Source organism: Pantoea sp. EA-12, assembly GCF_030053355.1.
Classification (GTDB): domain Bacteria; phylum Pseudomonadota; class Gammaproteobacteria; order Enterobacterales; family Enterobacteriaceae; genus Pantoea; species Pantoea vagans_C.
Window position 1 is genome coordinate 47,338 of record NZ_JASGBY010000005.1, and the last position, 25,017, is coordinate 72,354.

Here is a 25,017-nt window from a genome sequence, read left to right on the forward strand (position 1 = left end):
TGCACACCTGGATGTGTTGTGCCGTTACTGAGGCCAGATATGGTCAATAATCAGCTGCACCGTTCGGTTGCCGCGGTACTCATTGATATCCAGTTTATAAGCGAGTTTCACCTGGCGCACGCTGGTGTCTGGCCACAGGGCGGTATCGACGTTGAAAGCGATGCCGTCCAACAGTGGACCGCCGCCTAGCGGTTCAATCATCACTTTCAGGTGACGCTCCCCCACCAGCTTCTGCTGCAGCAGTTTGAACTGCCCGTCGAATACCGGTTCCGGGAACGCCTGGCCCCAGGGACCGGCTTCACGCAGCATTTCGGCGGTGTGCAGGCTGAACTCCTGCGCATGCAGTTCACCATCTGACCAGATCACGCCCTGCAACGCTTCGCCATCCAGCCACTCGTCAATCAGCGCGGCAAAGCGTTCACGGAACAGATCGTACTTATCGGTCTCCAGTGACAGACCGGCGGCCATGGCGTGACCACCAAATTTGATCATCATGCCCGGATAGAGCGTGTCGAGGCGTTCCAGCGCATCACGTAAATGCAAGCCAGCAACTGAACGGCCTGAGCCTTTCAGGGTGCCATCTCCGGCAGGCGCGAAAGCGATCACCGGGCGATGGAAACGTTCTTTTAAGCGTGATGCCAGAATCCCCACCACGCCCTGATGCCACTCGGGATGGTAAAACGCCAGGCCAAGCGGCAAATCCGTGTGCTGGCGCTCCAGCTCATCGCACAGCGCCAGCGCCTCACTTTTCATGCCTTGCTCGATCTCTTTACGCGTTTGGTTCAACGCATCAAGTTCGTTGGCCAGCATGCGCGCCTGGGCAATATCTTCCGTGAGCAGCAGCGCCACCCCAACAGACATATCATCCAGACGACCTGCCGCATTCAGGCGAGGCCCCACGGCAAAACCGAGATCGCTGGCGGCCAACTGGCGCGCATCACGGTTAGCAATTTCCAGCAGCGCACGGATCCCGGCACGGCATTTCCCGGCACGGATGCGGCTTAAGCCCTGCCACACCAAAATGCGGTTGTTGGCATCCAGCGGGACCACATCAGCCACGGTGCCCAGCGCAACTAAGTCGAGCAACTCCGCCAGATTGGGTTCGGCACGTCCATCGCTAAACCAGTTCTTTTGCCGTAAATGGGCCCGCAGCGCCAGCATCAGATAAAACGCCACGCCCACGCCCGCCAGCGACCGCGACGGGAATTCACTGTCGTTGAGATTGGGGTTAACGATCGCCTCAGCCTGTGGCAGCGTGTCGCCGGGCAAGTGGTGATCGGTGACCAACACCGGAATGCCGTGTTGATGCGCGGTGTCGACGCCAGCATGGGAAGAGATGCCGTTATCGACAGTGAGAATCATCTCCGCACCGCGTGCACGCGCCTGCTCCACCACCTCCGGACTCAGGCCATAACCATCTTCAAAGCGGTTGGGCACCAGATAATCGACGTTGCCGCCCAGACTGCGCAGCGCCAGCACGGTGAGTGCGGTACTGGTGGCACCATCAGCATCGAAATCCCCCACCACCACAATACGGCGACCCGATTCCAGCATCTGATGCAGCAACGTCACGGCTTGTTCAATGCCACCCAGCGTTTGCCATGGCAGCAGATGTTTGGCACCGCGCTCAAGTTCGGAGGCGTCCTGTACACCGCGTTGCAGATAGAGGCGACGCAGCAGCGGCGGTAAATGATCGGGTAAGCTGGCGTCGGCCTGGGCTTCACGCCGACGCAGTTCGACAGAATGAATCACTGTGAATTAACCGCCCCGCTTCTGACCATCAAGTACCTGTTTCAGCTCTTGCGGGCCTTGATAGCCAGGGATCATCGCGCCGGTATCCGTCAGGATCGCAGGCGTGCCCTGAATCCCGTAGAGGATGCCGAGCTGATAGTGTTTATCAAGATTGATTTTGCAGGTCTCTGACGCCTCCATTTGCGGGGCATCGCCTTTCATTGCCGCATCAAATGCTTTGTTGCGATCGGCACTGCACCAAATGGCGCGCATCGCTTTTTCCACCTGACCATGCAGCCCTTCACGCGGGAAAGCCAGGTAACGCACGGTGATGCCCAGCGCGTTGTAGTCCGCCATTTGCTCATGCAGCTTACGGCAGTAGCCACAGGTGATATCGGTGAACACGGTAATCACATGCTGCTCTTTTGGCGCTTTGTAGACGATCATTTCCGGTGCCAGCGCACTGATTTTTTTGTCCAGCAGCTGGTTGGTGACGTTCACAGGTTGTGCACCGCTGACATCGTACAGTGGCCCCTGGATCATGTGCTTACCGTCTTCGCTGACGTACAGTACGCCACTTTCGGTTAATACAGTTTTCATCCCCGGCAACGGTGATGGCTGGATTTCAACCTGTTGCAGCCCGAGTTTTTTCAAAGCTTGCTGAATGGCGCTGTCATCGGCATGAGCCAGACCGCTAAAGGCGCTGACCAACAATGCCAGCATCGTTAACTGTTTTTTCATCTCTAATCCTTGTTGCCGCTGCTCAGGCGCGCGGATGATGCTGTTGATGTAACTGACGCAGGCGCTCGGTGGCAACGTGCGTATAAATTTGGGTTGTCGAGAGGTCACTGTGGCCCAGCAACATCTGTACGACGCGCAAATCCGCGCCGTGGTTCAGTAAATGTGTGGCAAATGCGTGACGCAGCACGTGCGGCGACAGTTTTTCACTGTCGATCTCTGCCAGAGTGGCATAGTGCTTGATGCGATGCCAGAAGGTCTGCCGGGTCATTTGTTGCGCGCGGTTACTGGGGAACATCACATCCAGCGTTTGGCCGTTTAGCAGCCAAGGACGCCCGTGCTCCATATAATGCTCCAGCCAGTAAATGGCTTCTTCACCTAACGGCACAAGGCGTTCTTTGTTGCCTTTACCAATCACGCGCACCACACCCTGACGCAAACTGATATCGCTAATGGTGAGCCCGACTAACTCCGACACGCGCAAGCCGGTGGCATACAGCAGTTCCAGCATCGCTTTGTCACGCAGCTCCAGCGGGACGTCGATGCTCGGAGCCTGTAACAGCCTTTCGACCTGTTTTTCACTGAGATCTTTCGGCAGGCGCTGTGGCAGCTTTGGTGCAGAAAGCAGCGCGCTGGGGTCATCACTGCGCAGCTTTTCACGATAAAGATATTGGAACAGGCGGCGTATAGCGCTGAGCGTGCGTGCAGAGCTGGTGGCTTTGTAGCCTCCCTCGACGCGTTCGGCGAGAAATTGCTGCAAATCGAGCGCTTCCAACGTCACTAACGTCCGTTCGTGATGATGTAACCAGCCGGTGAGCGTTTGCAGATCCTGGCGATACGACGCAAGGGTGTTTTGCGCCAGATTTCGCTCAATCCAGAGCGCATCCAGAAACTGTTCTATCAGATCGCTGTCCTGCACGGTTCCCCTCCAGCGCGTGTGAAATCGTGCTCATTATGCCTGAAAGTCACCTGCTTCTGGTACAATTGCGCCAAAGTGAGTATCAGTCAGAGCATTAATTGCATGAATATCGGTCTGTTTTACGGCTCCAGTACCTGTTACACCGAGATGACGGCGGAGAAGATTCGCGACTTTATCGGTGAAGAATTAGTCACACTGCACAACCTCAAAGATGACGATCCCTCGTTGATGGAGCAGTACGATTTGCTGATCCTTGGCATTCCAACCTGGGATTTTGGCGAATTGCAGGAAGACTGGGAGGCCATCTGGCAACAGCTGCCCGCGCTGAATCTGCAAGGCAAAATTGTGGCGCTGTACGGTATGGGCGACCAGATGGAGTACGCGGAGTGGTTCCTGGATGCGCTGGGGATGCTGCATGAATTGCTGCAGCCGATGGGCGTGCAGTTTGTCGGTTACTGGCCGCTCGAAGGCTACGAATTTACCAGCAAGAAACCGCTCACCGCTGACGGCACCCAGTTTGTCGGCCTGGCGCTCGATGATGTCAATCAGTTCGAATTGAGTGAAGAGCGGGTTGAACAGTGGTGTGAACAGGTTCTGACAGAAACCGCTGCGCTGCTTTAAGGCGCAATACCTTCACGAATCAAACAGCAGGCGCGCAATGTGCGCCATTCGTTTGGCGGCAGGTTGTCATGCATCAACCACAGCCGCCAGCGTTTGCCTTGCGGATTACGCAACTCCAGCAGTACGCCGCAGGCTAGCCAGTCCGCTTGTCGCGCCAATCGCCAGTGCTCTCCACGCCACAGCCAGTTTCCCTGATCATCCAGCACTAAACGACCGGTACGCTGCATCAGGCGTCGTTCGTTGTGCCAGCACTCCAGCAAAAGGAGCAGCAATACAGGCACTTGCCCCCATTGCCATTCGGCAGGCCAACGGAGGCTCAGCAACACGCCAGCGACCAGTACAAACAGCGTCACGTTTAGCGCTCGAGCGCTGCGTGACGCTTGTAAATCACATTGGTACCGGTCCGCGTTCACGGTTGCGCTGTTGGATCAGTTGCACCATGCGTTTGAACTCAGGATCGGCTGGCTCACCGTGGTTCATCAACCAGTTAAACAGGTCAGGATCGTCACTCTTCAGCAGAGCAATAAACACCTGCTTGTCGGTGTCGGTCAGCGAATCATACTCGAACTTAAAGAACGGCATGATGGAGACATCCAGCTCCAGCATGCCGCGACGGCACGCCCACTGAACGCGAGCTTTATCATGAATATCCATGTGTCATTTTTCCATGGCTGAAAACAGTGGCGCTCAGTGTACCTGCTTTTTGAAAACACTGCAGGCGCTGTGCCTCATGCTGCGCGATATGACGCAAAGCAGTTTCACCTATTGCAGGGTTATCACGCGATTTGTGCGCCAGATTCGGTAAACAGGTTGCAAACCCGCACTGCTCTTTTAACATTGGAAGCATTATCGTTATTAATCAGGATGCACACATGCCGATTTTTACCCTTCCACCACGCCAGCCTGCTGCGGCGTCACGCTTGCCTTTAACCCTGATGTCGCTCGATGAGTGGGCGCTGGTTGCCGTGCAGGGCAAAGACAGTACGTCATATCTGCAAGGTCAATTGACGCTGGATGTCGCTGCGATGGACGCTACGCAACATCGTCCTGCCGCGCATTGTGATGCCAAAGGCAAAATGTGGAGTAGCCTGCGCCTGTTTCATCGCGGTGAGGGTTATGCCTATATCGTGCGCCGTAATCTGCATGAGCAGCAGCTCACCGAGCTGAAGAAATACGCGGTGTTCGCCAAAGTCAGCATTGCTGCGGATAACGAAGCCGTTCTGCTGGGTGTCGCGGGCTTCCAGGCACGCGCCGCACTGGCGGACTTGTTCCCGGTACTGCCGGATGCTGAAACGCCGGTGGTGCAGCAGGATGACAGCACGCTGCTGTGGTTCGCCCAACCTGCCGAGCGCTTCCTGCTGGTGACCACCCGAGCGCAGGCAGAATCATTAAAAGAGAAGCTGGCGGGAACCGCACAGTTTAATGACAGCCAACAGTGGCTGGCTTTGGACATTGAAGCGGGCATTCCGGTGATCGAAAGCGCGACCAGTGCGCAGTTGATTCCGCAGGCCACTAACCTGCAAGCCCTTGACGCGATCAGCTTCAAAAAAGGCTGTTACACCGGTCAGGAGATGGTGGCCCGTGCGAAATTCCGTGGTGCTAACAAGCGCGCCCTTTACTGGCTGGCGGGCACCGCCAGCAAAGTACCCCAGGCTGACGGTTCAATGGAGCTGCAGATGGGCGATAAATGGCGTCGTACCGGCACCGTGCTGAGCGGCGTCCAGCTGGATGATGGCAGCGTATGGGTGCAAGTGGTGATGAACAACGATCTGGAGCCAGACAGCGTGCTGCGTGTGGAAGGGGATGAAGGCGGGAAGCTGACGATTCAGCCGTTGCCGTATTCGTTGGTGGATTAAAGCTAATGTAAGGTGCGCATGAATGCGCACCCTACAACTATCTTCATCCGCTGTTGAGTCGCCATTTATGCTCCATGCAACTCAGTAAACCCAAAATGAATATGTATGCTGCTGCGCATGATCGCGCAACCTACTCATATCACTCTCGATCGTCGTAGGGTTGCCATTTATGGCGACCAGCTTACGTCACATAAAAATAGATCGCGCAGAAGTGCAATACGCTGCCGCCCAATACAAAGCCATGCCAGATAGCGTGGTTGTAGGGAATACGGCGCGAGACGTAGAAAATCACCCCCAGAGAATAGACAATCCCACCGGCCGCTAACAGCCAAACCCCGCCCGCTGCCAGCTTGGTGGCAAGCTGATAAATCACCACCAGCGACAACCATCCCATGCTGAGATAGGTCACCAGCGAGAGAATTTTAAATCGGTGCGCGATGGTGAGTTTGAAGATGATCCCCGCCAGCGCCAGACTCCAGATCACCACCATCAACCCTTGCGCCAGTGGCGATTTCAGCCCCACCAGCAGGAAAGGTGTGTAAGTGCCCGCAATCAATAAATAGATGGCGCAATGGTCGAATTTTTTCAGCCAGTGCTTCGCTTTCTGATGCGGAATCGCGTGATAGAGCGTCGAGGCGAGGAACAGCAAGATCATGCTGCCGCCATACAGACTGTAGCTGGTGATGGCGGTGATATCGGCTCGCATGTCAACGGCTTGCGTTAACAGCAATACCAAGCCAACCACCCCAAAAATACAGCCAATCCCGTGGCTAATGCTGTTGGCAATCTCTTCAGCTAACGAGTAGCCCTGAGCGATAAGTCGATTCTGTGCCATGCGCTTCATTCCTGAACAATGTAGAGAGAGCTGTGCTTTTTCTGTGCATCAGAGTAACCAGGAAAATTTTCAGAGTACACCTGTACGCTAAAATAATTCTATGTAGGAGTGTTACGACTCGCCGCCCGTTCAATCTGTTACACTGGCCGCTCATTTTGCCGATGAGTGCCGCCTGCATGTTTTCACACCGCGATCTGTCCAGCCTGAATGACCTTGAGATGCAGGTTTACCACTTCATCATCAAACATCGGGAAAGTGTCAGTTATATGACGATTCGCGAGCTGGCCGCTCAGGCAGCGGTTTCCACCACCACCGTGCTGCGTTTCTGCCGCAAAATGCACTGTGAAGGCTGGTCAGAATTCCGCATCCGTTTTCGTCTGGCACAGGAGCAAACAGCGCCTGAGTTGATGCCGTCTGGCGTCGGTGAGATGCTCAGTTTTTTCAAAAGTATTCATAACGATGAGTTTGAGCAGCAGATCGCGCAAGCCGCGCAGATGATTATGCAAGCCGAGCATATTTTCTTTATTGGGGCGGGTACGTCTGGCAGTCTGGGTAAATATGGTTCGCGCTACTTTTCTAATATTGGAAAATTCAGTCATCACATTGACGATCCTTATTATCCGGTCAGTAAAAGCGCGTACGAAAATGCACTGGCCATTATTTTGTCGGTATCGGGCGAGACTGAAGAAATTCTGCGCTTTGCCAGCCAGTTTAGCCTTAATCAATGCAAAATCATTTCGATAACCAACCATGAAAGCTGCTCACTGGCAAAAATGGCGGACTTCAATCTTTCGTATCATATGCCGCAGATGAAACTGGGTGACCGCCTCAATATCACCACGCAAGTGCCGGTGATCTATATTCTTGAAACGCTGGGGCGCTATATTTCCCGCGCCACTGCCGTATAAAACACCCTGTTTTTTAGCTGTGACAAATCACCTAATTCTTAATGGTGTTATATCGTGACTTCCATTATTGGCAGGTTACACTGCAGGCAGTGAGTTATTTCGCAAACAGTGTAATGGGGAATGCCGATGAGTGAAGGATTGCAATTACCGAAAGGGTTTCTTTGGGGTGGCGCGGTTGCCGCACATCAGGTTGAAGGCGGTTGGGATCAGGGCGGTAAAGGCGTCAGTATTGCCGATGTACTGACCGGTGGTGCACATGGCGTGGATCGCGTGATTACCTCTCGCGTTGAGGCCGATAAATACTACCCCAATCATCAGGCTGTCGAATTCTATTCTCACTATAAACAGGACGTCGCACTGTTTGCCGAAATGGGCTTCAAGTGTTTCCGCACCTCGATTGCCTGGACGCGCATCTTCCCGAATGGAGATGAGCAACAGCCGAACGAAGCGGGCCTGCAATTCTATGATGACCTGTTCGATGAGCTGCTGAAACACGGCATTGAACCGGTGATCACCCTCTCCCACTTTGAAATGCCTTATCACCTGGTCAAAGAGTACGGCGGCTGGTCCAACCGTAAAGTGGTCGATTTCTTTGTGCACTTCAGCGAGGTCGTGATGACGCGCTATCAGCACAAAGTGAAATACTGGATGACCTTCAATGAAATCAATAACCAGCGTAACTGGCAGTATCCGCTGTTTGGTTATTGCTGCTCTGGCGTGGTGTTTACCGAGCACGAAAAGCCTGAGCAGATGATGTATCAGGTGATGCACCATCAGTTCGTTGCCAGCGCCAAAGTGGTAAAACGTGGCCGCGAAATCAACCCGAATTTCCAGATTGGCTGCATGATTGCCATGGTGCCGGTCTACCCGTTCTCTTGTCATCCTGATGATGTGATGCTGGCGCAGGAATCGATGCATCAACGCTATGTGTTCAGCGATGTGCAGATGCGCGGTGCCTATCCGGCCTACACCCTGAAAGAGTGGGCGCGCAAAGGTTATCAGATTGAGATGCAGCCAGAAGATGCCGACACGCTGCTTCAGGGTTGCTGTGATTATGTAGGTTTCAGCTACTACATGAGCAACGCGGTAAATACCCAAGCCAGCGGCGTGGACGACCCAATTACCGGCTTTGAGGGCGTGGTGCCGAATCCCCATGTGAAAGCCTCTGACTGGGGTTGGCAGATCGATCCCGTGGGTCTGCGCTATGTGTTGAACTCGCTGTATGAGCGTTATCAAAAGCCGCTGTTTATCGTTGAGAATGGTTTTGGTGCGATTGATAAGCCGAATGCCGACGGGTTTATTGAGGATGATTACCGCATCGATTATCTGCGCGCGCACATCGAAGAGATGAAGAAAGCCGTGGCGCTGGATGGCGTGGATCTGCTGGGCTATACGCCTTGGGGTTGTATTGATTGTGTGTCGTTCACCACAGGCCAGTACAACAAACGTTATGGCTTTATCCATGTTAATAAGAACGATGATGGCAGCGGTGATTTTGCCCGTTCGAAGAAGAAGAGTTTTGCCTGGTATCAGCAGGTGATTGCGAGTAATGGCGCGGAGCTGTAAGGCGCGCAATAAATTGCGCCGCAACGGATTGCGGCTATGGGGCAGAATTTAACGACCACCCGCCGCATCAATAAAGGTGCCGGTTACATAGGATGCGGCATCACTCGCCAGCCAGAGAATCGCCTCGGCGACTTCTTTGGCTTGACCGCCGCGCCCCATTGGCAGAGAGCCAGCGACCCGATCCACCCTTCCCGGTTCACCGCCATCGGCATGCATCTCGGTATAAATCAATCCGGGTCGCACGCTATTGACGCGAATGCCCTGTGCCGCTACCTCCAGTGATAAGCCTTTAGTCAGTGTATCCATCGCACCTTTAGACGCCGCGTAATCCACGTATTCGCCTGGCGCCCCCAGGCGTGAGGCAGCAGAAGACACATTAACAATCGCTCCGCCCTGCCCGCCGTGCGCAGTGCTCATGCGTTTGACCGCTTCACGACAGCAGATAAAGGTTCCGGTGACATTAGTGGCGAATACACGTTGAATACGTTCGGCATCGAGATCCTCAACGCGGCACTGGGTAAACAAAATTCCGGCATTGTTGACCAGCACGCGCAAATTGCCATCTTGTTGATCAAGCTGCTGGAACATGCGCACCACCTGGGCTTCATCTGCGATATCCGCCTGCACGGCAAAAGCACTGCCGCCTTGCGCTGCAATTTCATCTACTACTTGCTGAGCCTCAGCTTCACGCTGGCGATAATTGACCGCCACGCGATAGCCTGCCTGCGCCAACAGAAGCGCCGTCGCCCGTCCAATACCCCGGCTACCGCCAGTCACTAATGCCAGATCCATGATGCCTCCAAAATGAAAAGGGCCGATTTCTCGGCCCTCAGGATTTTTCCACTGAAGCAGTTTAGCCTAAATAGTTTGCGTTGCAGCAAGGCGGCAAGCGCGTTCATCCAAGGGAGCTTACATCAGTAAGTGTGTGGTGAACGCGCGCAGCCAACGCCGCTGCGGCTCAAACTATGACGACTAAATGTATTCGCTCATCGGAACACATGAACAGAACACATTACGGTCACCAAACACATCATCCAGACGCTTAACTGTTGGCCAGTATTTGTTAGCGCTGCCTGCCGGGAACACCGCCAGCTCACGGGTGTAGGGGTGAGTCCAGTCGCCGACGATTTCCATCTGCGTGTGCGGTGCATTCACCAGTGGGTTGTCATCGGCTGGCCATTCGCCATCAGCCACGCGGTCAATCTCCATGCGGATAGACAGCATCGCATCAATAAAGCGATCCAGCTCGATTTTGCTTTCCGATTCGGTTGGCTCAACCATCAGCGTGCCCGCCACCGGGAAGGACATGGTCGGCGCATGGAAGCCATAGTCGATCAAGCGCTTGGCAATATCCAGCTCGCTGATGCCGGTTTGCTCTTTCAAAGGACGAATATCAAGAATACATTCGTGCGCCACGCGACCATCACGACCCGCATACAGGATCGGATAAGCGGATTGCAGACGGCTGGCAATGTAGTTGGCATTGAGGATCGCAACCGAACTCGCCTGCTTCAGGCCTTCAGCGCCCATCATGCGGATGTACATCCAGCTGATAGGCAAGATTGAGGCGCTTCCAAACGGTGCTGCGGATACCGCGCCCTGTTGCGTCAGCACGCCATCAATTTGCACGACGCTGTGGCCAGGTACGAACGGAGCCAGATGCGCTTTCACGCCGATTGGACCCATACCCGGGCCGCCACCGCCGTGCGGAATGCAGAAGGTTTTGTGCAGGTTAAGGTGCGAGACATCTGCACCGATGTAACCAGGGGTAGTGATGCCCACCTGAGCGTTCATGTTGGCGCCATCGAGGTACACCTGGCCGCCATACTGATGCACGATCTGGCACACTTCACGAATAGTTTCTTCGTAAACACCGTGCGTCGAAGGATAGGTCACCATGATGCAAGAGAGCTCATCGCCCACCTGAGCCGCTTTCTCGCGCAGATCGCCCAGGTCGATGTTGCCTTGTTTATCACAGGCCACCACCACCACCGCCATACCCGCCATCTGTGCTGATGCAGGGTTGGTGCCGTGAGCAGAACTTGGGATCAGGCAAACATTACGTCCACCTTCGTTGCGGCTCTCATGATAGCGACGAATCGCCAGCAGGCCAGCATACTCACCCTGCGCACCGGAATTCGGCTGCATGCAGAGTGCATCGTAACCAGTGAGTTGTACCAGCCATTGAGAAAGCTGGCCAATCATTTGCAGATAACCAGAGGCCTGATCGGCTGGGCAGAACGGATGCAGATCGGCGAATTCAGGCCAGGTGATCGGGATCATTTCCGCTGCGGCGTTGAGTTTCATGGTGCATGAGCCCAATGGGATCATCGCCTGATTCAGCGCCAGATCTTTTTTCTCCAGGCTGTGCATGTAACGCATCATCTCGGTTTCGCTATGATGGCGATTGAACACCGGATGGGTCAGGAAGGCACTTTCACGCACCATACCCGCTGGAATGGCACTGTTCTCAGCGGCAACGCTGGCATCCAGCGCGTCAATATCCTGACCATGCGCATCGCCCAGCAGAATGGCGAACAGCGCCTGCACATCTTCACGTGAAGTGGTTTCATCAAGGGTGATGCCTACGCCGTTGAGCACGTCATTACGCAGGTTAACACCAAAGCTCAGCGCACGATTCAGCACTTCGGCCTTATCAGCCACTTCAACGGTCAGGGTATCGAACCAGCTGGCGTGGCGCAGTTTCAGGCCGCCATTTTGCAGACCGGCGGCCAAAATGCTGGTCAAACGGTGGATGCGTGAAGCGATGCGTTTCAGGCCGTCAGGGCCATGATAGACCGCGTACAGACCCGCGATGTTGGCCAGTAGCACCTGTGAAGTACAGATGTTGGAGTTCGCCTTCTCGCGGCGAATGTGCTGCTCACGGGTTTGCATCGCCATACGCAATGCGGTGTTGCCTGCTGCATCACGCGAGACACCAATGATGCGGCCCGGCATGGAACGCTTGTGCTCGTCACGGCTGGCAAAGAAGGCCGCGTGCGGACCGCCATAGCCCATCGGCACACCAAAACGCTGTGCAGAACCAAAGACAATATCCGCGCCCTGCTTGCCCGGTGCTTCTAACTGCACCAGCGCCATGAAATCAGCGGCAACGCTGACCACCACTTTGCGGCTTTTCAGCTCAGTCATCAGCGCGCGGTAATCGTGTACTTCACCGCTGGTGCCGACCTGCTGTAGCAACACACCGAACAGATCGTCGTGATCCAGCGCTTTGTCGGCGCGATCGATGATCAGCTCAAAACCAAAGGTTTCGGCACGGGTACGTACCACGTCCAGCGTTTGTGGGTGGATATCGTCGGCGATAAAGAATTTGCCGGCATTTTTCAGTTTGCTGACGCGCTTTGCCATTGCCATCGCTTCAGCGGCGGCAGTGGCTTCGTCCAGCAGTGAAGCAGAGGCGATATCCAGTCCGGTTAAATCGAGCGTCAGGGTCTGGAAATTCAACAGCGCTTCCAGGCGGCCTTGTGACACTTCCGGCTGATAAGGGGTGTACGCGGTGTACCAGCCTGGATTCTCCAGCATGTTACGCAGGATAACCGGCGGAGTGATCACCGCACTGTAGCCCATGCCGATCCAGGATTTGTAACGTTGATTCTGACTGGCAATGGCTTTCAACTCTGCCAGCGCTTGCTGCTCGGTCGCGGCATCACCTACCGCAGGCGGGCCTGGCAGTTGGATGTCGGCAGGAACAATCGCGCTGATCAATGATGACAGCGAACTGGCACCAATCGCTTCCAACATGGTGGCCTGCTGCGCGGGGGTAGGACCGATGTGGCGCTCAATGAAAGCACCGTTGTGTTCAAGCTGGCTGAGAGTCTGGGTCATTTGCAGTAAATCCTGAATCGGGCTGGGTGACAAAACGGCATAAAATCAGGCAGATAAAAAAGAAGGTGCCGCAATGCAGCACCTTCTGTGGCTACCGGTTACTCGTCGATGGCGCCTTTGTACGCATCGGCATCGAGCATTGAGTCAAGTTCTGACAGGTCGCTGGCTTTGATACGGAACAGCCAACCCTCGGCGTAGGGTTCGCTGTTCACCAGCTCCGGCGCGTCAGCTAAGGCTTCGTTAACCGCCACGATCTCACCGCTCAGTGGGGCATAGATATCGGATGCGGCTTTAACGGATTCCGCCACGGCACAGTCGTCACCGGCAGCGAAAGTCGCGCCAACGTCGGGCAGGTCAACAAACACCATGTCGCCCAGCAGTTCTTGCGCGTGTTCGGTGATACCCACGGTAAAGGTGCCATCGGCTTCTTTACGCACCCACTCGTGGCTATCGCGGTATTTCAATTCATTAGGCACATTGCTCATCGCCATTTCTCCTGAAAAAATTACTGAGCGACCGGCTTACCGGCGCGAACAAAAATCGGTTTAGTCACTTTCACCGGCATTTCACGATTGCGGATCTCTACAATCGCTTGCTCACCAATGCCTGCTGGCACACGTGCCAACGCGATGCTGCAACCCAGCGTCGGGGAGAAGGAACCACTGGTAATAATACCCTGCTGCGGCTGACCTTGTTCATCGGTGAAGCGCACCGGCAAGCCGTTACGTAGCACCCCTTTTTCGGTCATGATCAATCCAACCAGCTTTTCAGTGCCTTTAGCACGTTGGGATTCAAGGGCTTCACGGCCGATAAAATCACGATCGCTGGGTTCCCAACTGACCGTCCAGCCCATGTTGGCAGCCAGCGGTGAAACGCCTTCGTCCATCTCCTGGCCATACAGGTTCATACCGGCTTCCAGACGCAGCGTATCGCGCGCGCCCAGACCCGCAGGTTTTACCCCAGCGGCCAGTAGTTTCTGCCAGAAATCAGCCGCTTCGCTGTTAGGCATGGCGATTTCGTAACCCGCTTCCCCGGTATAACCGGTTGTGGCGATAAACAGGTTTTCCGCCTGTACCCCGAAGAAAGGTTTCATACCGGCAACGGCTTGACGCTGTGCATCGCTGAATAACGTCTGGGCTTTCTGCTGTGCATTAGGGCCCTGCACGGCAATCAGCGACAGATCATCACGCTCAGTGAGTTCAACGCCAAACGGCTGTGCATGCTGCTTAATCCATGCCAAATCTTTCTCACGTGTGGCGGAGTTCACCACCAAACGGAAAAAGTCTTCGGTCATAAAGTAAACAATCAAATCATCAATGACGCCAGCAGAAGCATTCAGCATGCCGGTATACAGGGCTTTGCCGGGCTGGGTCAGTTTGGCGACATCATTGGCCAGCAGATAGCGCAGGAATTCGCGCGTACGCGCACCGCGCAGATCGACGATGGTCATGTGGGAAACATCAAACATGCCGGCATCGTTACGCACCACATGGTGCTCATCCATTTGTGAACCGTAATGCAGTGGCATCATCCAGCCATGGAAGTCCACCATGCGAGCACCGCATGCCTGATGCTGTTCGAATAGAGGCGTTTGCTGAGTCATAACCATCCTGTGAAAACAAGTGAGTGTGACGCGCCTGCGTCGCCTTTTGAGGCTGACGCAAACGTTCTCTTTGTGCTGAAGTTACCACCGAATGCGGCGATTAACCATAAGGAAAACGAGGGCGAAACACTACCATCATTCCGGGATGCATCGAATATCAACCAGCATAATTCACTGCATTTTTGTGATAAACCACGCACAAAATACATTACATATACATTAATCCAGCCAAATAATGGAATGCACGCCCCGAGCCGGGGAAATGGTTCGGCAACCCGCAAGCATTAGCATGAGATAAAGTAATGCGAATTAATGGGTGAAATTAGAATAAATCAAACGAGGCGCAATTTGGGTGCAGGTGCGCACCAGCGCGGTGCAAAGACGTTTTTATCAGGAGTTCGGGGGGCGCCTGTAAGCGGCCCAAGGGCCCACTTACAGGGATGAAATGAGTGTAGGTCGTGGCTCAGAGGGCGGCCCAAAGGCCGCTACAGAAGGGGGATGTTAGCGGATCCAACTGGGCATATCGTTCAGCCCCATTGCCTGTTTCAGCATCATCGGTTTTACGCCTGGCAGCGTATCGGCCAGTTTCAATCCGACATCACGCAGCAATTTTTTGGCTGGATGGGTGCCGGCAAATAACTCGCGGAATCCCTGCATCCCTGCCAGCATCATGGCGGCGCTGTGTTTACGGCTGCGCTCATAGCGACGCAGATACAGATGCTGACCGATATCTTTACCTTCCTGGTGTATACGGCGAATTTCACCAATCAGTTCCGCGGCATCCATAAAGCCGAGGTTCACACCCTGCCCCGCCAGTGGATGGATGGTATGCGCCGCATCGCCAACCAATGCCAGACGGTGTGCGGCAAAATTACGTGCGTAGCGCGCCATGAGCGGGAAGGTTTTACGCTCACTTTCAACGTGGCAAAGCCCGAGGCGCATATCAAAGGCAACGGAGAGTTGCTGATTGAACAAAGCTTCCGGCATGGACTGTACCCGCGCCGCTTCCTGTGGCGACAGAGACCAGACGATGGAGCACAGGTGCGGGTCTTGCATCGGCAGAAACGCCAGAATGCCGTCACCGTGGAACACCTGTCGCGCAATGGCATCGTGTGGCATGTCGGTGCGAATATTCGCCACCAAGGCATGGTGATCGTAATCCCAGAAAGTGATCGGAATATCCGCTTTATCTCGCAGCCAGGAATTAGCACCATCTGCGGCAATCAGTAAGCGCGCACTCATCATGCTGCCATCCTGCAACGTGACAAAAGCTTCATTGTCGCCAAATGCCACCTGCTGCAATTGCGCCGGGGCAAATAAGGTGACATCACTGCATTGACTGGCGCGCTGCCATAGCGCGCTGTGAATCACTTCATTTTCAATGATGTGACCAAGGTGCGACAGCCCCTGCTGCTCATCATCAAAACTGATCGAACCAAAGCTATCTTGGTCCCACACTTCCATGCCGTGATAAGCACTGGCACGCAGCGCGAGGATGCTGGACCAGACGTCCAGTTTTTGCAGCAGACGTTCGCTGGCAGCGTTGATCGCCGATACGCGGATCGACGCGGCGCTCGCAGGATCAAATTGTGGCTCAGGTGCTTTTTCCAGCACGGCAACACGCAGACCACTGCCCTTCAATCCGCAGGCGACGGCCAGACCTACCATGCCGCCACCGGCGATGGCCACATCAAATGTTTGCATTGCTGCCCCTTAATTCATGCTTAACGCTTGACCCAGCCGAGCGTCCGCGCGGCAAGTGGGTTTCGCAGCCATGGCAGATGGTCCATTGCCACCAGCCCAAGATTTCTTCCCGCCACTAAGGGCGCATAACGGTTGGCAAACAGCCGCACCAGGCCATCGGTGACACCAATGGTCGCGGCCCGATCCGGTTGGCGACGCGCGGCAAAATGGTGCAGCACACCATAACTCCCAACGTCTTGCTGACGACGATGCGCACTCGCCAGCGTTTCCGCCAAAGACATCACATCACGCAGCCCCAGGTTAAAGCCCTGGCCCGCGATAGGATGCAGCGTCTGCGCCGCATTGCCCACCAGTGCCAGACGGTGTGCAACCTGACGTTCGGCGGTTTGTAGTGCCAATGGATAAACTTCGCGCTGACCGGTGTGGGTAAAACGCCCCAGCCGCCAGCCAAATGCCTGCTGGAGCGTGCGCAGGAAGGTAGCATCATCCCACTGTTTAATATCTGCTTCAGCCTCAACCGGATGGCACCACACTAACGACATACGATTGCCAGACATCGGCAGCAACGCCAGTGGGCCGTGCTGAGTAAAGCGCTCAAACGCGCGCCCCTGATGCGGCAATTGCGTGGTGACATTGGCAATCACCGCCAGTTGCTGATAATCATCGCGCTGCCAGGTGATACCGCAAGAGGCTGCCAGCGGCGAACGAGAACCGTCTGCCGCCACCAGTAACGCCGCTTCCAGCTGTTCGCCACTGTTGAGCGTCACCTGCACCGACTCTGCACTGCGCGATACCGCGGTGACATAATTCGGACAACGCACCGTCACGCCCGGCGCAGTTTTCAGACGCTGAAACAGGCGCTGTCCCACATCGTATAACTCCACTACATGGCCGAGTGCCGGGAGCTGATAATCATCCGCCTGCAACTGAACGAAGCCGGTATGACCGCGATCGGAAACGTGAATATCGGTGATGGGCGTAGCGCAATCGGCGAGTGAACGCCACAGATCAATATCCGCCAACTGCTGGCAGGTGCCCGCCGCCAGCGCAATCGCGCGTCCATCAAAGCCGGGATGTGCACGGCTATCCGGCAGGCTGCGTTCGATCAGGGTAACGGGCAGCTGACCTTGCGTAAGGTGCGAAATCGCCAATGCCAGGGTGGCGCCGGTCATGCCGCCACCTGCAATTACAATGCTCATGCGTGACGTGCCGCCGCCATCAATGCTTCAATCGCATCGGCGTCTTTGACGACGCTGTCAGTGAGGTTTTCATTGCCGTCCGCAGTAATCACGATGTCATCTTCGATACGAATACCAATGCCGCGATATTGCGCCGGCACCTTAGCATCGGGCGCAATGTACAGACCCGGTTCAATCGTCAACACCATGCCCGGCTCCAGAATACGGTCACGACTCGGCGTGCCGTAATGGCCAACATCATGTACATCCAGCCCCAACCAGTGGCTCAAACCGTGCATGAAGAAGGGACGATGTGCCTGCTCTTCAAACAAGGTATCGATGTTGCCTTCAAGAATGCCGAGATCGACCAGGCCGGTGATCATGATATGCACCACTTCGTCATTAACGTCGTGGATGCTGATGCCTGGGCGGAACATTGACAGTGCTTTGTAGAGAGAGGCGAGCACGATGTCATAAATCTCGCGCTGTGGCTGTGTGAATTTGCCGTTTACCGGGAAAGTACGGGTGATATCACCGGCATAACCGTGAAACTCACAGCCGGCATCAATCAGCACCAGATCGCCATCACGCATTTCACTTTCGTTCTCGGTGTAATGCAGAATGCAGCCGTTTTCACCCGAGCCGACAATGGTGTTGTAAGACGGGAAGCGCGCGCCGTGGCGATTGAATTCGTGATGAATTTCGCCTTCCAGCTGATATTCGAACATCCCGGGGCGGCAGGTTTGCATCGCGCGGGTATGTGCCAACGCGCTGATCTTGCCAGCGCGGCGCAGAATCTCGATCTCTTCTTCGCTTTTAAACAGGCGCATGTCGTGCACCCACGGACGCCAGTCGGTGACCGTGGCCGGTGCGCTCAGGTTCTGACGGAATCCACGGCGCAGTTTTTCCAGCGCGCTGAACACCAGTTGATCGGATTCTGCATATTCACCCTGGGCGTGATAGACCACGTCCAGGCCGTTAAGCAATTGATGCAGCTGTTCACCGATGTCATCCCATGGCAAAGCGCGATCCACACCCAGCTTCGCGGGGGCGGCGTCTTGTCCGAGGCGGCGACCAAACCAGATCTCCGCCGTCAGGTCACGCACACGATTAAACAGTACGCTGTGATTATGCGTGTCGTCGCTTTTGATCAGTACCAATAGCGCCTGCGGCTCATTGAAGCCCGTGAAATACCAGAAGTCGCTGTTTTGGCGGAAGTTATATTCGGTATCGTTGCTGCGCGTCACTTCAGGTGCAGCAAAAATCAAAGCGGCACTGCCAGGCGCCATACGGGCAATCAGCGCCTGACGACGTTGCTGGAAAGTTTCCAGTGTAATCATGTTTGCACTCCCTGTTGAAACGGGCACCACCGCCCGCAATGACGCGCTTAGTGTAACGTAGGCTTTTTAACTTCAGGTGCGGTTGGCGTTTGCGGGCGCGCGAAGGTGTCATGGCACAACAACGCTGCCACGCGCACATACTCAATCACCTCCTCCAGTGACTGCTCCAGCTCTTCCTGATCTTCGTCTTCGTCATAACCGAGTTGCGCGATAGTGCGCAGATCGTCAATGGCTTCACCGGTCTCGCCAGTCACTTTTTCCAGCTTGGGCTGCGTCACCCCTAATCCCAGCAGGAAGTGATTCACCCAGCCAGCCAGTGCATCTGCTCGATCAAACACGGTGATGTCGTCATCCTCTGGCAGCATTAACTGGAACATAAATCCTTCGTCTTCCAGCGTGCTTGCCAGGCTCTCATGCAGCGCCTGCAGAGGCTGAGACAGGCTTTGCGAAAACGCCATGCCTTCGTTGGTGAGGTCATGGACCAGGGTTTTCCAGCTGGTGTCCTGATTGCCACCGCACAAAATGCCTGAAAGTAATCCGTGCATTTCGGCAGGTGTCATACCGACACCTTGCTGTGAGAGTGCCGCGGCAAGCGCGTTGTAACCAGGAGTTGCGTTCTGTAATGACATAAGCTTTGGTCGTCGTTGGCAGAATAAGTTCGTGTTATGCTACCACCAGGTGCCTCTGAGTTTCCAGAAAAGGGGTTGTAACTTATAACTCGGGTATATATAGTTGCGCACCTCCCAACCCATTGAACGGTAAGGGAGAGCGAACGAAGTAATCAGTTAGGATGGTGGCATGTCTGCACAACCGGTAGATATTCAGATTTTTGGTCGTTCATTGAGAGTGAATTGTCCGCCTGAACAGCAAGAAGCGCTGAATCTGGCAGCAGAGGATCTCAATCAACGGTTGCAAGATTTAAAAGTTCGCACTAGAGTCACCAATACAGAGCAGCTGGTGTTCATCGCCGCCTTAAACATCTGCCATGAACTGGCACAGGAAAAAGGCAAAACGCGCGACTATGCAGCAAACATGGAACAACGTATCCGCATGCTGCAGCAGACGATTGAACAAGCATTAGTTGAGCAAGGTCGCATAACTGATCGCCAGGGCCCTAAATTCGAATAACACTTCATGGTACTTGTGGTAGAGTGGCGGTGAAGTCAATTTTCTCTGAGATGTTTGCAAGCGGGCCCGTCCCCTGAGCCGATATTTAATACCAACAGAATGTGACGATCCACAATTTGTGCGCATGCTCGGTCCGTCCGAGAAGCCTAATAATTGTGACGGCATGTTCACCTTGAACCATGGGTTCAAGGGTTACAGCCTGCGGCGGCATCTCGGAGATCCTCTCTTAGTTCCAACCTGTTAATTCCCGGTATGATATAGTGGCTGGCAACAGCCGACTCTGCCGGGGTTATCATGTCAGCACCCTCCCTTCTCGACCGTCAGGACATTCGTCAGCATGTGCGCCATCTGCGCCGTAATCTCACGTCTGAGCAACAGGAACAAGCCGCCGATCTGCTGGCTGAGCACGCTATCAATTTCGCACCCATTGCCAACGCACAGCGCATCGCACTGTTCTTGTCTGTGGATGGTGAAATCAGCACTCGCCCACTGATTGCCAAACTGTGGCAGCAGAAAAAACAGGTTTACCTGCCAGTGCTGCACCCCTTTGCGCCGGGCAATCTGTTGTTTCTGCGCTACACCCCGGATACGCCGCTCAATCCCAACAAATTACGCATTCCCGAGCCACCACTGGATATCACCCAGATGGCCACGCTCGACCAGTTAGATGTGATGCTGGTGCCGTTAGTGGCATTTGACCACCAGGGACAGCGATTGGGGATGGGGGGCGGATTTTACGATCGCACACTGCAAAACTGGCAGCAGCATGGCTTTTTACCGATGGGAATTGCCCACGATTGCCAGCGCGTGGAGGCATTGCCGATAGCTGCGTGGGATGTGCCGCTGCCCGCCATTTTGACGCCGTCAAAATTGTGGCAGTGGGATAACGCGTAGGATTTAGAAAGGGCGCGCCAAGGCGCGCCCGATAGCAGCAAATCAGTACAGCAGACGAGCGCGAATGGTGCCCGGAATCGCTTTCATCAGTTGCAGCGCTTTATCCGCCACATCTTCTTCCGCATCAATGTCGATAACCACATAACCCATCAGAGGGGATGTTTGCAGATACTGGGCGGCAATGTTGATGCCCTGCTCAGCAAAGATCTGGTTAATCGCGGTCAACACACCTGGACGGTTTTCGTGGATGTGCAGTAAGCGGCTGGCGCTGGCGGCATGCATCGGCAGTGATACTTCCGGGAAGTTAACCGCAGACAGCGTAGAACCGTTGTCAGAGTACTTCGCCAGCTTGCCAGACACTTCCAGACCGATATTTTCCTGTGCTTCCTGAGTAGAACCACCAATGTGTGGTGTCAGGATCACGTTGTCGAACTCACACAGCGGCGAATTGAACGGATCGCTGTTGGTCGCAGGTTCAACCGGGAACACGTCGATAGCCGCGCCTGCCAGATGTTTGTTCGCCAGCGCATTGCACAGCGCCGGGATATCAATCACGGTGCCGCGCGCGGCGTTGATCAACAGTGAACCCGGCTTCATCAGCGCCAGTTCATCAGCACCGATCATATTTTGCGTGGTGTGGTTTTCTGGCACGTGCAGGCTGACCACATCGCTCATATTCAGCAGGTCAGACAGATGACGCACCTGAGTCGCGTTACCCAGCGGCAGTTTAGTTTCGATATCGTAGAAGAAGACGTGCATACCCAGGCTTTCTGCCAGCACGCCCAACTGCATACCGATATGACCGTAGCCAATGATACCCAGTTTCTTACCACGTGCTTCATAAGAGCCGTTGGCCACTTTATTCCAGATACCACGGTGTGCTTTGGCGTTGGCTTCAGGAATGCCGCGCAGCATCAGCAACATTTCACCAATCACCAGTTCAGCCACTGAACGGGTGTTGGAGAATGGCGCGTTGAATACCGGCACACCGCGTTTCGCTGCTGCACCCAGGTCAACCTGGTTGGTTCCGATACAGAAGCAACCTACAGCCACCAGCTTTTCAGCTGCCGCAAAAATCTCTTCGGTCAGTTGGGTACGGGAACGGATACCAATGAAGTGCGCATCGCGAATCGAGGACTTCAGCGACTCCGCATCCAGTGCCCCTTTGTGGAATTCGATGTTGGTGTAACCTGCAGCACGCAGATTATCCAGTGCACTCTGGTGAACGCCTTCCACCAGCAGGAACTTAATCTTGTCTTTTTCCAGTGATACCTTTGCCATTTCCCGACCCTATTCTGAATTCAATGAGGACTACCATAAGCTAGCCTTCTGCCAAAATATCAAAAATTTCGTGCGCAGCAATACAAACGATTGCCTCACCACCAGCATGCGCCCACGCTCAGGCAGCACAATGCCGTACAAAATCGTGACATGCGTGTTCCGCGAAGTACGAACCCGCGATTGATGAATCTTTTGTGACATAAGTCACCAAATTTCACCCTGGCGAGAAAAGATGTTTTGCGAATGGAAATAACCGGCGCGGGCTGCGCGCCGGACAGATCAATTAGTGATGGTTTTCACGCCATCTGCGGTGCCGATCAGCGCAACATCGGCCCCACGCGCGGCAAACAGGCCCACCGTCACCACGCCAGGCAGCGCATTGATGGTTTTTTCCAATGCAATCGGGTCAAGAATACGCAGATTATGCACGTCGAGAATAATGTTGCCGTTATCCGTGACCACGTTCTGGCGATACTCAGGCAAGCCGCCCAGCTTGACCAGTTCACGTGCCACAAACGAACGCGCCATCGGGATCACTTCCACCGGTAACGGGAAGTTGCCCAGCACATCGACCTCTTTTGAGGCATCCGCGATGCAGACGAATTTCTTCGCCACCGCCGCCACGATTTTCTCGCGGGTCAGCGCGGCACCGCCGCCTTTGATCATCTGCATCTGTGGATTGATTTCATCCGCGCCATCGACATAAACCGACAGTTCATCCACCTCATTGAGGTCAAAGATATGGATGCCTAACGCTTTGAGTTTTTCGGTCGAGGCTTCCGAGCTGGAAACCGCGCCTTCAATTTGATCCTTCATGGTGCCGAGCGCATCAATAAAATGCGCCGCAGTAGAACCGGTGCCAACGCCCACAATTGTGCCTGGCTCAACGTACTGCAACGCTGCCCAACCTACTGCTTTTTTCAGTTCATCCTGGGTCATGATATGTTTAAAACCTGTGCGACATCGAAGTGCGCGTAGTATAAAACAAGGCGTCGTAAAATTGCGCGGCTGTTGATGCATCGATTTAATCCTTTGGAAGCCAGCCCGCAAAAAACCACCGCAGCACAATATTACCGTTTTGTGGCATAGTACTTTCCATCCTGAACGAGAGAGAAAAAAATGAAACGCCCGGATTATCGAACGCTTCAGGCGCTGGATGCTGTGATTCGCGAGCGCGGCTTTGAGCGCGCCGCCCAAAAACTCTGCATCACGCAGTCCGCGGTGTCTCAGCGCATTAAACAGTTAGAGAATTTATTTGGTCAGCCGTTGCTGGTGCGCACCGTGCCGCCGCGTCCGACAGAACAAGGGCAGAAACTGCTGGCGTTATTGCATCAGGTTGAGCTGCTGGAAGAGGAGTGGCTGGGTGATGATAACAGCGGCGGCACGCCATTATTGCTGTCACTGGCGGTCAACGCCGACAGTCTGGCCACCTGGCTGCTGCCCGCGCTGAAAGATGTGCTGGCGGATTCGCCGGTGCGCCTGAACTTGCAGGTAGAAGATGAAACCCGCACTCAGGAACGTCTGCGTCGTGGTGAAGTGGTGGGTGCGGTGAGTATCCAGCCACAGCCGCTGCCAAGCTGCCTGGTGGATCAGTTAGGTGCGCTGGATTATCTGTTCTGTGCTTCGCCCGACTTCGCCGCACGTTACTTCCCCAATGGCGTGACGCGTTCCGCTTTGCTGAAAGCCCCCGCGGTGGCGTTTGACCACCTTGATGATATGCATCAGGCGTTTTTACAGCAGAACTTTGACCTGTCGCCCGGCAGCGTGCCGTGCCACATCGTTAACTCGTCAGAGGCCTTTGTGCAGTTGGCGCGTCAGGGTTCGGTGTGCTGTATGATCCCGCACCTGCAGATTGAACGCGAACTGACGCAAGGGGATTTGGTGGATTTGACGCCAGGCCTGTATCAGCGCCGTATGCTCTACTGGCACCGCTTCGCGCCGGAGAGCCGATTGATGCGCAGCGTGACCGACGCATTGATCGCCCATGGTCATCGCGTGTTACGCCAGGATGATGTGACGGCGTAAAAAAAGGTCGCCATAAGGCGACCCGACGGTATTCGTAAGGTGCGCATTGATGCGCACCGGATAACATCAAGGCGTATTCGGCTTAATCTCGAACACCACATCCACCTGGTCATCGAAGTGAATGCTCTGCTGTTCATAGGTCTGCTGCGCGGTGGTATCCGCTGGTGCGGCAGCGGCTTTGTACATGCGGGCCATTGGCATCGGCTGGTAGTTGGCCACGTGGTAGCGGATGCTGTACACCGGGCCTAACTTGGCGTTAAAGCCTTCGGCTAATGCATTGGCTTGCTGCGTTGCATTGGCAATTGCTGCTTTACGTGCCTGCTCTTTGTAGTTATCCGCATTCGCCACACCCAGCTCGACGGAACGGATTTCGTTCAGGCCGGACTTCAACGCACCATCCAGCAACTCATTCAGCTTATCCAACTGGCGCAGTGTCACCTGCACCTGACGCACCGCGCGATAGCCTTTCAGTACCGACTTACCCTCTTTGGTGTAGTCATACTCCGGTTGCGTGCTCAGGTTTGCCGCATCAATATCTTTCTTCTCGATACCGTTCTTTTGCAGGAAATCGAAATATTGCGCCACGCGGTCATCCGCTTGCTTTTTCGCATCGGCCGCGTCTTTCGAGGAAACATTCACCACGATTGAGAGCGTCGCGATATCCGGACGGGCGTCTACGCTGGCCTGTCCTGAAGTCACAACATGTGGGCCATTCGGGACTTCACCCGCCTGTGCCATGGCGGACAGAGCGCCCGTGCTCATTAAGGCGGCCAGCGCCAGTGCTTTCAGTTTCACGAAAGTCCTCCTTGAGGGTTCAATTTGCAGGTCGCCACTATGGCTAAAC

24 protein-coding genes and 1 other RNA gene are annotated in these 25,017 nt (G+C 54.8%); 8 read left to right on the plus strand and 17 right to left on the minus strand.

What is annotated here, in order from left to right; all coding sequences use genetic code 11:
* Positions 1–24: 24 nt before the first annotated feature.
* Genes recJ through xerD form a run of 3 tightly spaced genes read right to left on the minus strand, consistent with a single transcriptional unit; the run spans position 25 to position 3,388 of the window.
* Positions 25–1,752 (minus strand): single-stranded-DNA-specific exonuclease RecJ, encoded by a 1,728-nt coding sequence (gene recJ / locus QMZ30_RS09260; protein ID WP_283227136.1) that lies wholly within the window; start codon positions 1,750–1,752, stop codon positions 25–27.
* A gap of 6 nt (positions 1,753–1,758) precedes the next feature.
* The gene (gene dsbC, locus QMZ30_RS09265; RefSeq protein ID WP_283227137.1) at positions 1,759–2,472 is read right to left on the minus strand and encodes a bifunctional protein-disulfide isomerase/oxidoreductase DsbC; all 714 of its coding nucleotides are present in this window, start codon (positions 2,470–2,472) and stop codon (positions 1,759–1,761) included.
* 22 nt (positions 2,473–2,494) lie between these two features.
* The gene (xerD, locus tag QMZ30_RS09270; protein WP_283227138.1) at positions 2,495–3,388 is read right to left on the minus strand and encodes a site-specific tyrosine recombinase XerD; all 894 of its coding nucleotides are present in this window, start codon (positions 3,386–3,388) and stop codon (positions 2,495–2,497) included.
* 102 nt (positions 3,389–3,490) lie between these two features.
* On the opposite strand from xerD, the gene fldB reads away from it, so the two are divergent.
* Positions 3,491–4,009 (plus strand): flavodoxin FldB, encoded by a 519-nt coding sequence (gene fldB / locus QMZ30_RS09275; RefSeq protein WP_039331833.1) that lies wholly within the window; start codon positions 3,491–3,493, stop codon positions 4,007–4,009.
* On the opposite strand, the gene QMZ30_RS09280 is transcribed toward fldB, so the two are convergent.
* Positions 4,006–4,362: a protein YgfX gene (locus QMZ30_RS09280; RefSeq protein ID WP_283227139.1), complete on the minus strand. Its 357-nt coding sequence runs from the start codon at positions 4,360–4,362 to the stop codon at positions 4,006–4,008. The two genes, fldB and QMZ30_RS09280, sit on opposite strands and share 4 nt — an antisense overlap.
* A 34-nt stretch (positions 4,363–4,396) precedes the next feature.
* Positions 4,397–4,663 (minus strand): FAD assembly factor SdhE, encoded by a 267-nt coding sequence (gene sdhE, locus QMZ30_RS09285; protein ID WP_039331837.1) that lies wholly within the window; start codon positions 4,661–4,663, stop codon positions 4,397–4,399.
* 218 nt (positions 4,664–4,881) lie between these two features.
* Here sdhE and ygfZ point away from each other — a divergent pair, with 218 nt between their 5' ends.
* A complete protein-coding gene (gene ygfZ / locus QMZ30_RS09290; protein ID WP_283227140.1) occupies positions 4,882–5,865 on the plus strand; it encodes a tRNA-modifying protein YgfZ in 984 nt (327 codons plus the stop codon).
* Positions 5,866–6,046: 181 nt separating this feature from the next.
* Here ygfZ and trhA read toward each other — a convergent pair whose 3' ends face one another.
* Complete coding sequence (gene trhA, locus QMZ30_RS09295; protein WP_283227141.1) at positions 6,047–6,700, minus strand: PAQR family membrane homeostasis protein TrhA; 654 nt, start codon at positions 6,698–6,700, stop codon at positions 6,047–6,049.
* Between the two features lie 176 nt (positions 6,701–6,876).
* Between trhA and QMZ30_RS09300 the strand changes: the two genes are divergently transcribed.
* Both QMZ30_RS09300 and QMZ30_RS09305 read left to right on the plus strand, forming a co-directional pair.
* On the plus strand, positions 6,877–7,608 hold the full coding sequence (locus QMZ30_RS09300) for a MurR/RpiR family transcriptional regulator (RefSeq protein WP_283227142.1): 732 nt from the start codon (positions 6,877–6,879) through the stop codon (positions 7,606–7,608).
* Positions 7,609–7,734: 126 nt separating this feature from the next.
* Positions 7,735–9,174: a 6-phospho-beta-glucosidase gene (locus tag QMZ30_RS09305; protein WP_283227143.1), complete on the plus strand. Its 1,440-nt coding sequence runs from the start codon at positions 7,735–7,737 to the stop codon at positions 9,172–9,174.
* 48 nt (positions 9,175–9,222) lie between these two features.
* On the opposite strand, the gene QMZ30_RS09310 is transcribed toward QMZ30_RS09305, so the two are convergent.
* From QMZ30_RS09310 to QMZ30_RS09345, 8 genes are all read right to left on the minus strand, one after another.
* A complete protein-coding gene (locus QMZ30_RS09310) occupies positions 9,223–9,966 on the minus strand; it encodes an SDR family oxidoreductase (protein WP_283227144.1) in 744 nt (247 codons plus the stop codon).
* Between the two features lie 180 nt (positions 9,967–10,146).
* Positions 10,147–13,020 carry an aminomethyl-transferring glycine dehydrogenase gene (gcvP, locus tag QMZ30_RS09315; protein WP_283227145.1) on the minus strand — a complete coding sequence of 958 codons (2,874 nt, stop codon included), beginning with the start codon at positions 13,018–13,020 and terminating at the stop codon, positions 10,147–10,149.
* A 98-nt stretch (positions 13,021–13,118) separates the two neighbouring features.
* Positions 13,119–13,505 carry a glycine cleavage system protein GcvH gene (gene gcvH, locus QMZ30_RS09320; protein ID WP_058973692.1) on the minus strand — a complete coding sequence of 129 codons (387 nt, stop codon included), beginning with the start codon at positions 13,503–13,505 and terminating at the stop codon, positions 13,119–13,121.
* A 20-nt stretch (positions 13,506–13,525) separates the two neighbouring features.
* Positions 13,526–14,623: a glycine cleavage system aminomethyltransferase GcvT gene (gene gcvT, locus QMZ30_RS09325; protein WP_283227146.1), complete on the minus strand. Its 1,098-nt coding sequence runs from the start codon at positions 14,621–14,623 to the stop codon at positions 13,526–13,528.
* Between the two features lie 501 nt (positions 14,624–15,124).
* Positions 15,125–16,327 carry an FAD-dependent 2-octaprenylphenol hydroxylase gene (gene ubiI, locus QMZ30_RS09330; RefSeq protein WP_283227147.1) on the minus strand — a complete coding sequence of 401 codons (1,203 nt, stop codon included), beginning with the start codon at positions 16,325–16,327 and terminating at the stop codon, positions 15,125–15,127.
* Positions 16,328–16,347: 20 nt separating this feature from the next.
* Positions 16,348–17,526, minus strand: a complete 1,179-nt coding sequence (gene ubiH, locus QMZ30_RS09335) for a 2-octaprenyl-6-methoxyphenyl hydroxylase (RefSeq protein ID WP_283227148.1) — start codon at positions 17,524–17,526, stop codon at positions 16,348–16,350.
* A complete protein-coding gene (gene pepP, locus QMZ30_RS09340) occupies positions 17,523–18,845 on the minus strand; it encodes a Xaa-Pro aminopeptidase (RefSeq protein ID WP_283227149.1) in 1,323 nt (440 codons plus the stop codon). The genes ubiH and pepP overlap by 4 nt, the downstream gene beginning before the upstream one ends.
* 47 nt (positions 18,846–18,892) lie before the next feature.
* A complete protein-coding gene (locus QMZ30_RS09345; RefSeq protein WP_283227150.1) occupies positions 18,893–19,474 on the minus strand; it encodes a YecA/YgfB family protein in 582 nt (193 codons plus the stop codon).
* Between the two features lie 169 nt (positions 19,475–19,643).
* Between QMZ30_RS09345 and zapA the strand changes: the two genes are divergently transcribed.
* The 3 genes from zapA to QMZ30_RS09360 all read left to right on the plus strand — a co-directional run bounded on the left by zapA (position 19,644) and on the right by QMZ30_RS09360 (position 20,867).
* Positions 19,644–19,973 (plus strand): cell division protein ZapA, encoded by a 330-nt coding sequence (gene zapA / locus QMZ30_RS09350; protein WP_039331864.1) that lies wholly within the window; start codon positions 19,644–19,646, stop codon positions 19,971–19,973.
* A 39-nt stretch (positions 19,974–20,012) separates the two neighbouring features.
* Positions 20,013–20,196, plus strand: a non-coding RNA gene (ssrS, locus tag QMZ30_RS09355) — 6S RNA.
* A 71-nt stretch (positions 20,197–20,267) separates the two neighbouring features.
* Positions 20,268–20,867 (plus strand): 5-formyltetrahydrofolate cyclo-ligase, encoded by a 600-nt coding sequence (locus QMZ30_RS09360; protein WP_283227151.1) that lies wholly within the window; start codon positions 20,268–20,270, stop codon positions 20,865–20,867.
* A gap of 42 nt (positions 20,868–20,909) precedes the next feature.
* On the opposite strand, the gene serA is transcribed toward QMZ30_RS09360, so the two are convergent.
* On the minus strand, positions 20,910–22,148 hold the full coding sequence (serA, locus tag QMZ30_RS09365) for a phosphoglycerate dehydrogenase (protein ID WP_039331868.1): 1,239 nt from the start codon (positions 22,146–22,148) through the stop codon (positions 20,910–20,912).
* 279 nt (positions 22,149–22,427) lie between these two features.
* A complete protein-coding gene (rpiA, locus tag QMZ30_RS09370) occupies positions 22,428–23,087 on the minus strand; it encodes a ribose-5-phosphate isomerase RpiA (protein WP_283227152.1) in 660 nt (219 codons plus the stop codon).
* A gap of 180 nt (positions 23,088–23,267) precedes the next feature.
* On the opposite strand from rpiA, the gene QMZ30_RS09375 reads away from it, so the two are divergent.
* On the plus strand, positions 23,268–24,173 hold the full coding sequence (locus QMZ30_RS09375) for a LysR family transcriptional regulator ArgP (protein ID WP_283227153.1): 906 nt from the start codon (positions 23,268–23,270) through the stop codon (positions 24,171–24,173).
* A 66-nt stretch (positions 24,174–24,239) separates the two neighbouring features.
* On the opposite strand, the gene QMZ30_RS09380 is transcribed toward QMZ30_RS09375, so the two are convergent.
* Positions 24,240–24,968 carry an oxidative stress defense protein gene (locus QMZ30_RS09380; protein WP_283227154.1) on the minus strand — a complete coding sequence of 243 codons (729 nt, stop codon included), beginning with the start codon at positions 24,966–24,968 and terminating at the stop codon, positions 24,240–24,242.
* Positions 24,969–25,017: the final 49 nt, after the last annotated feature.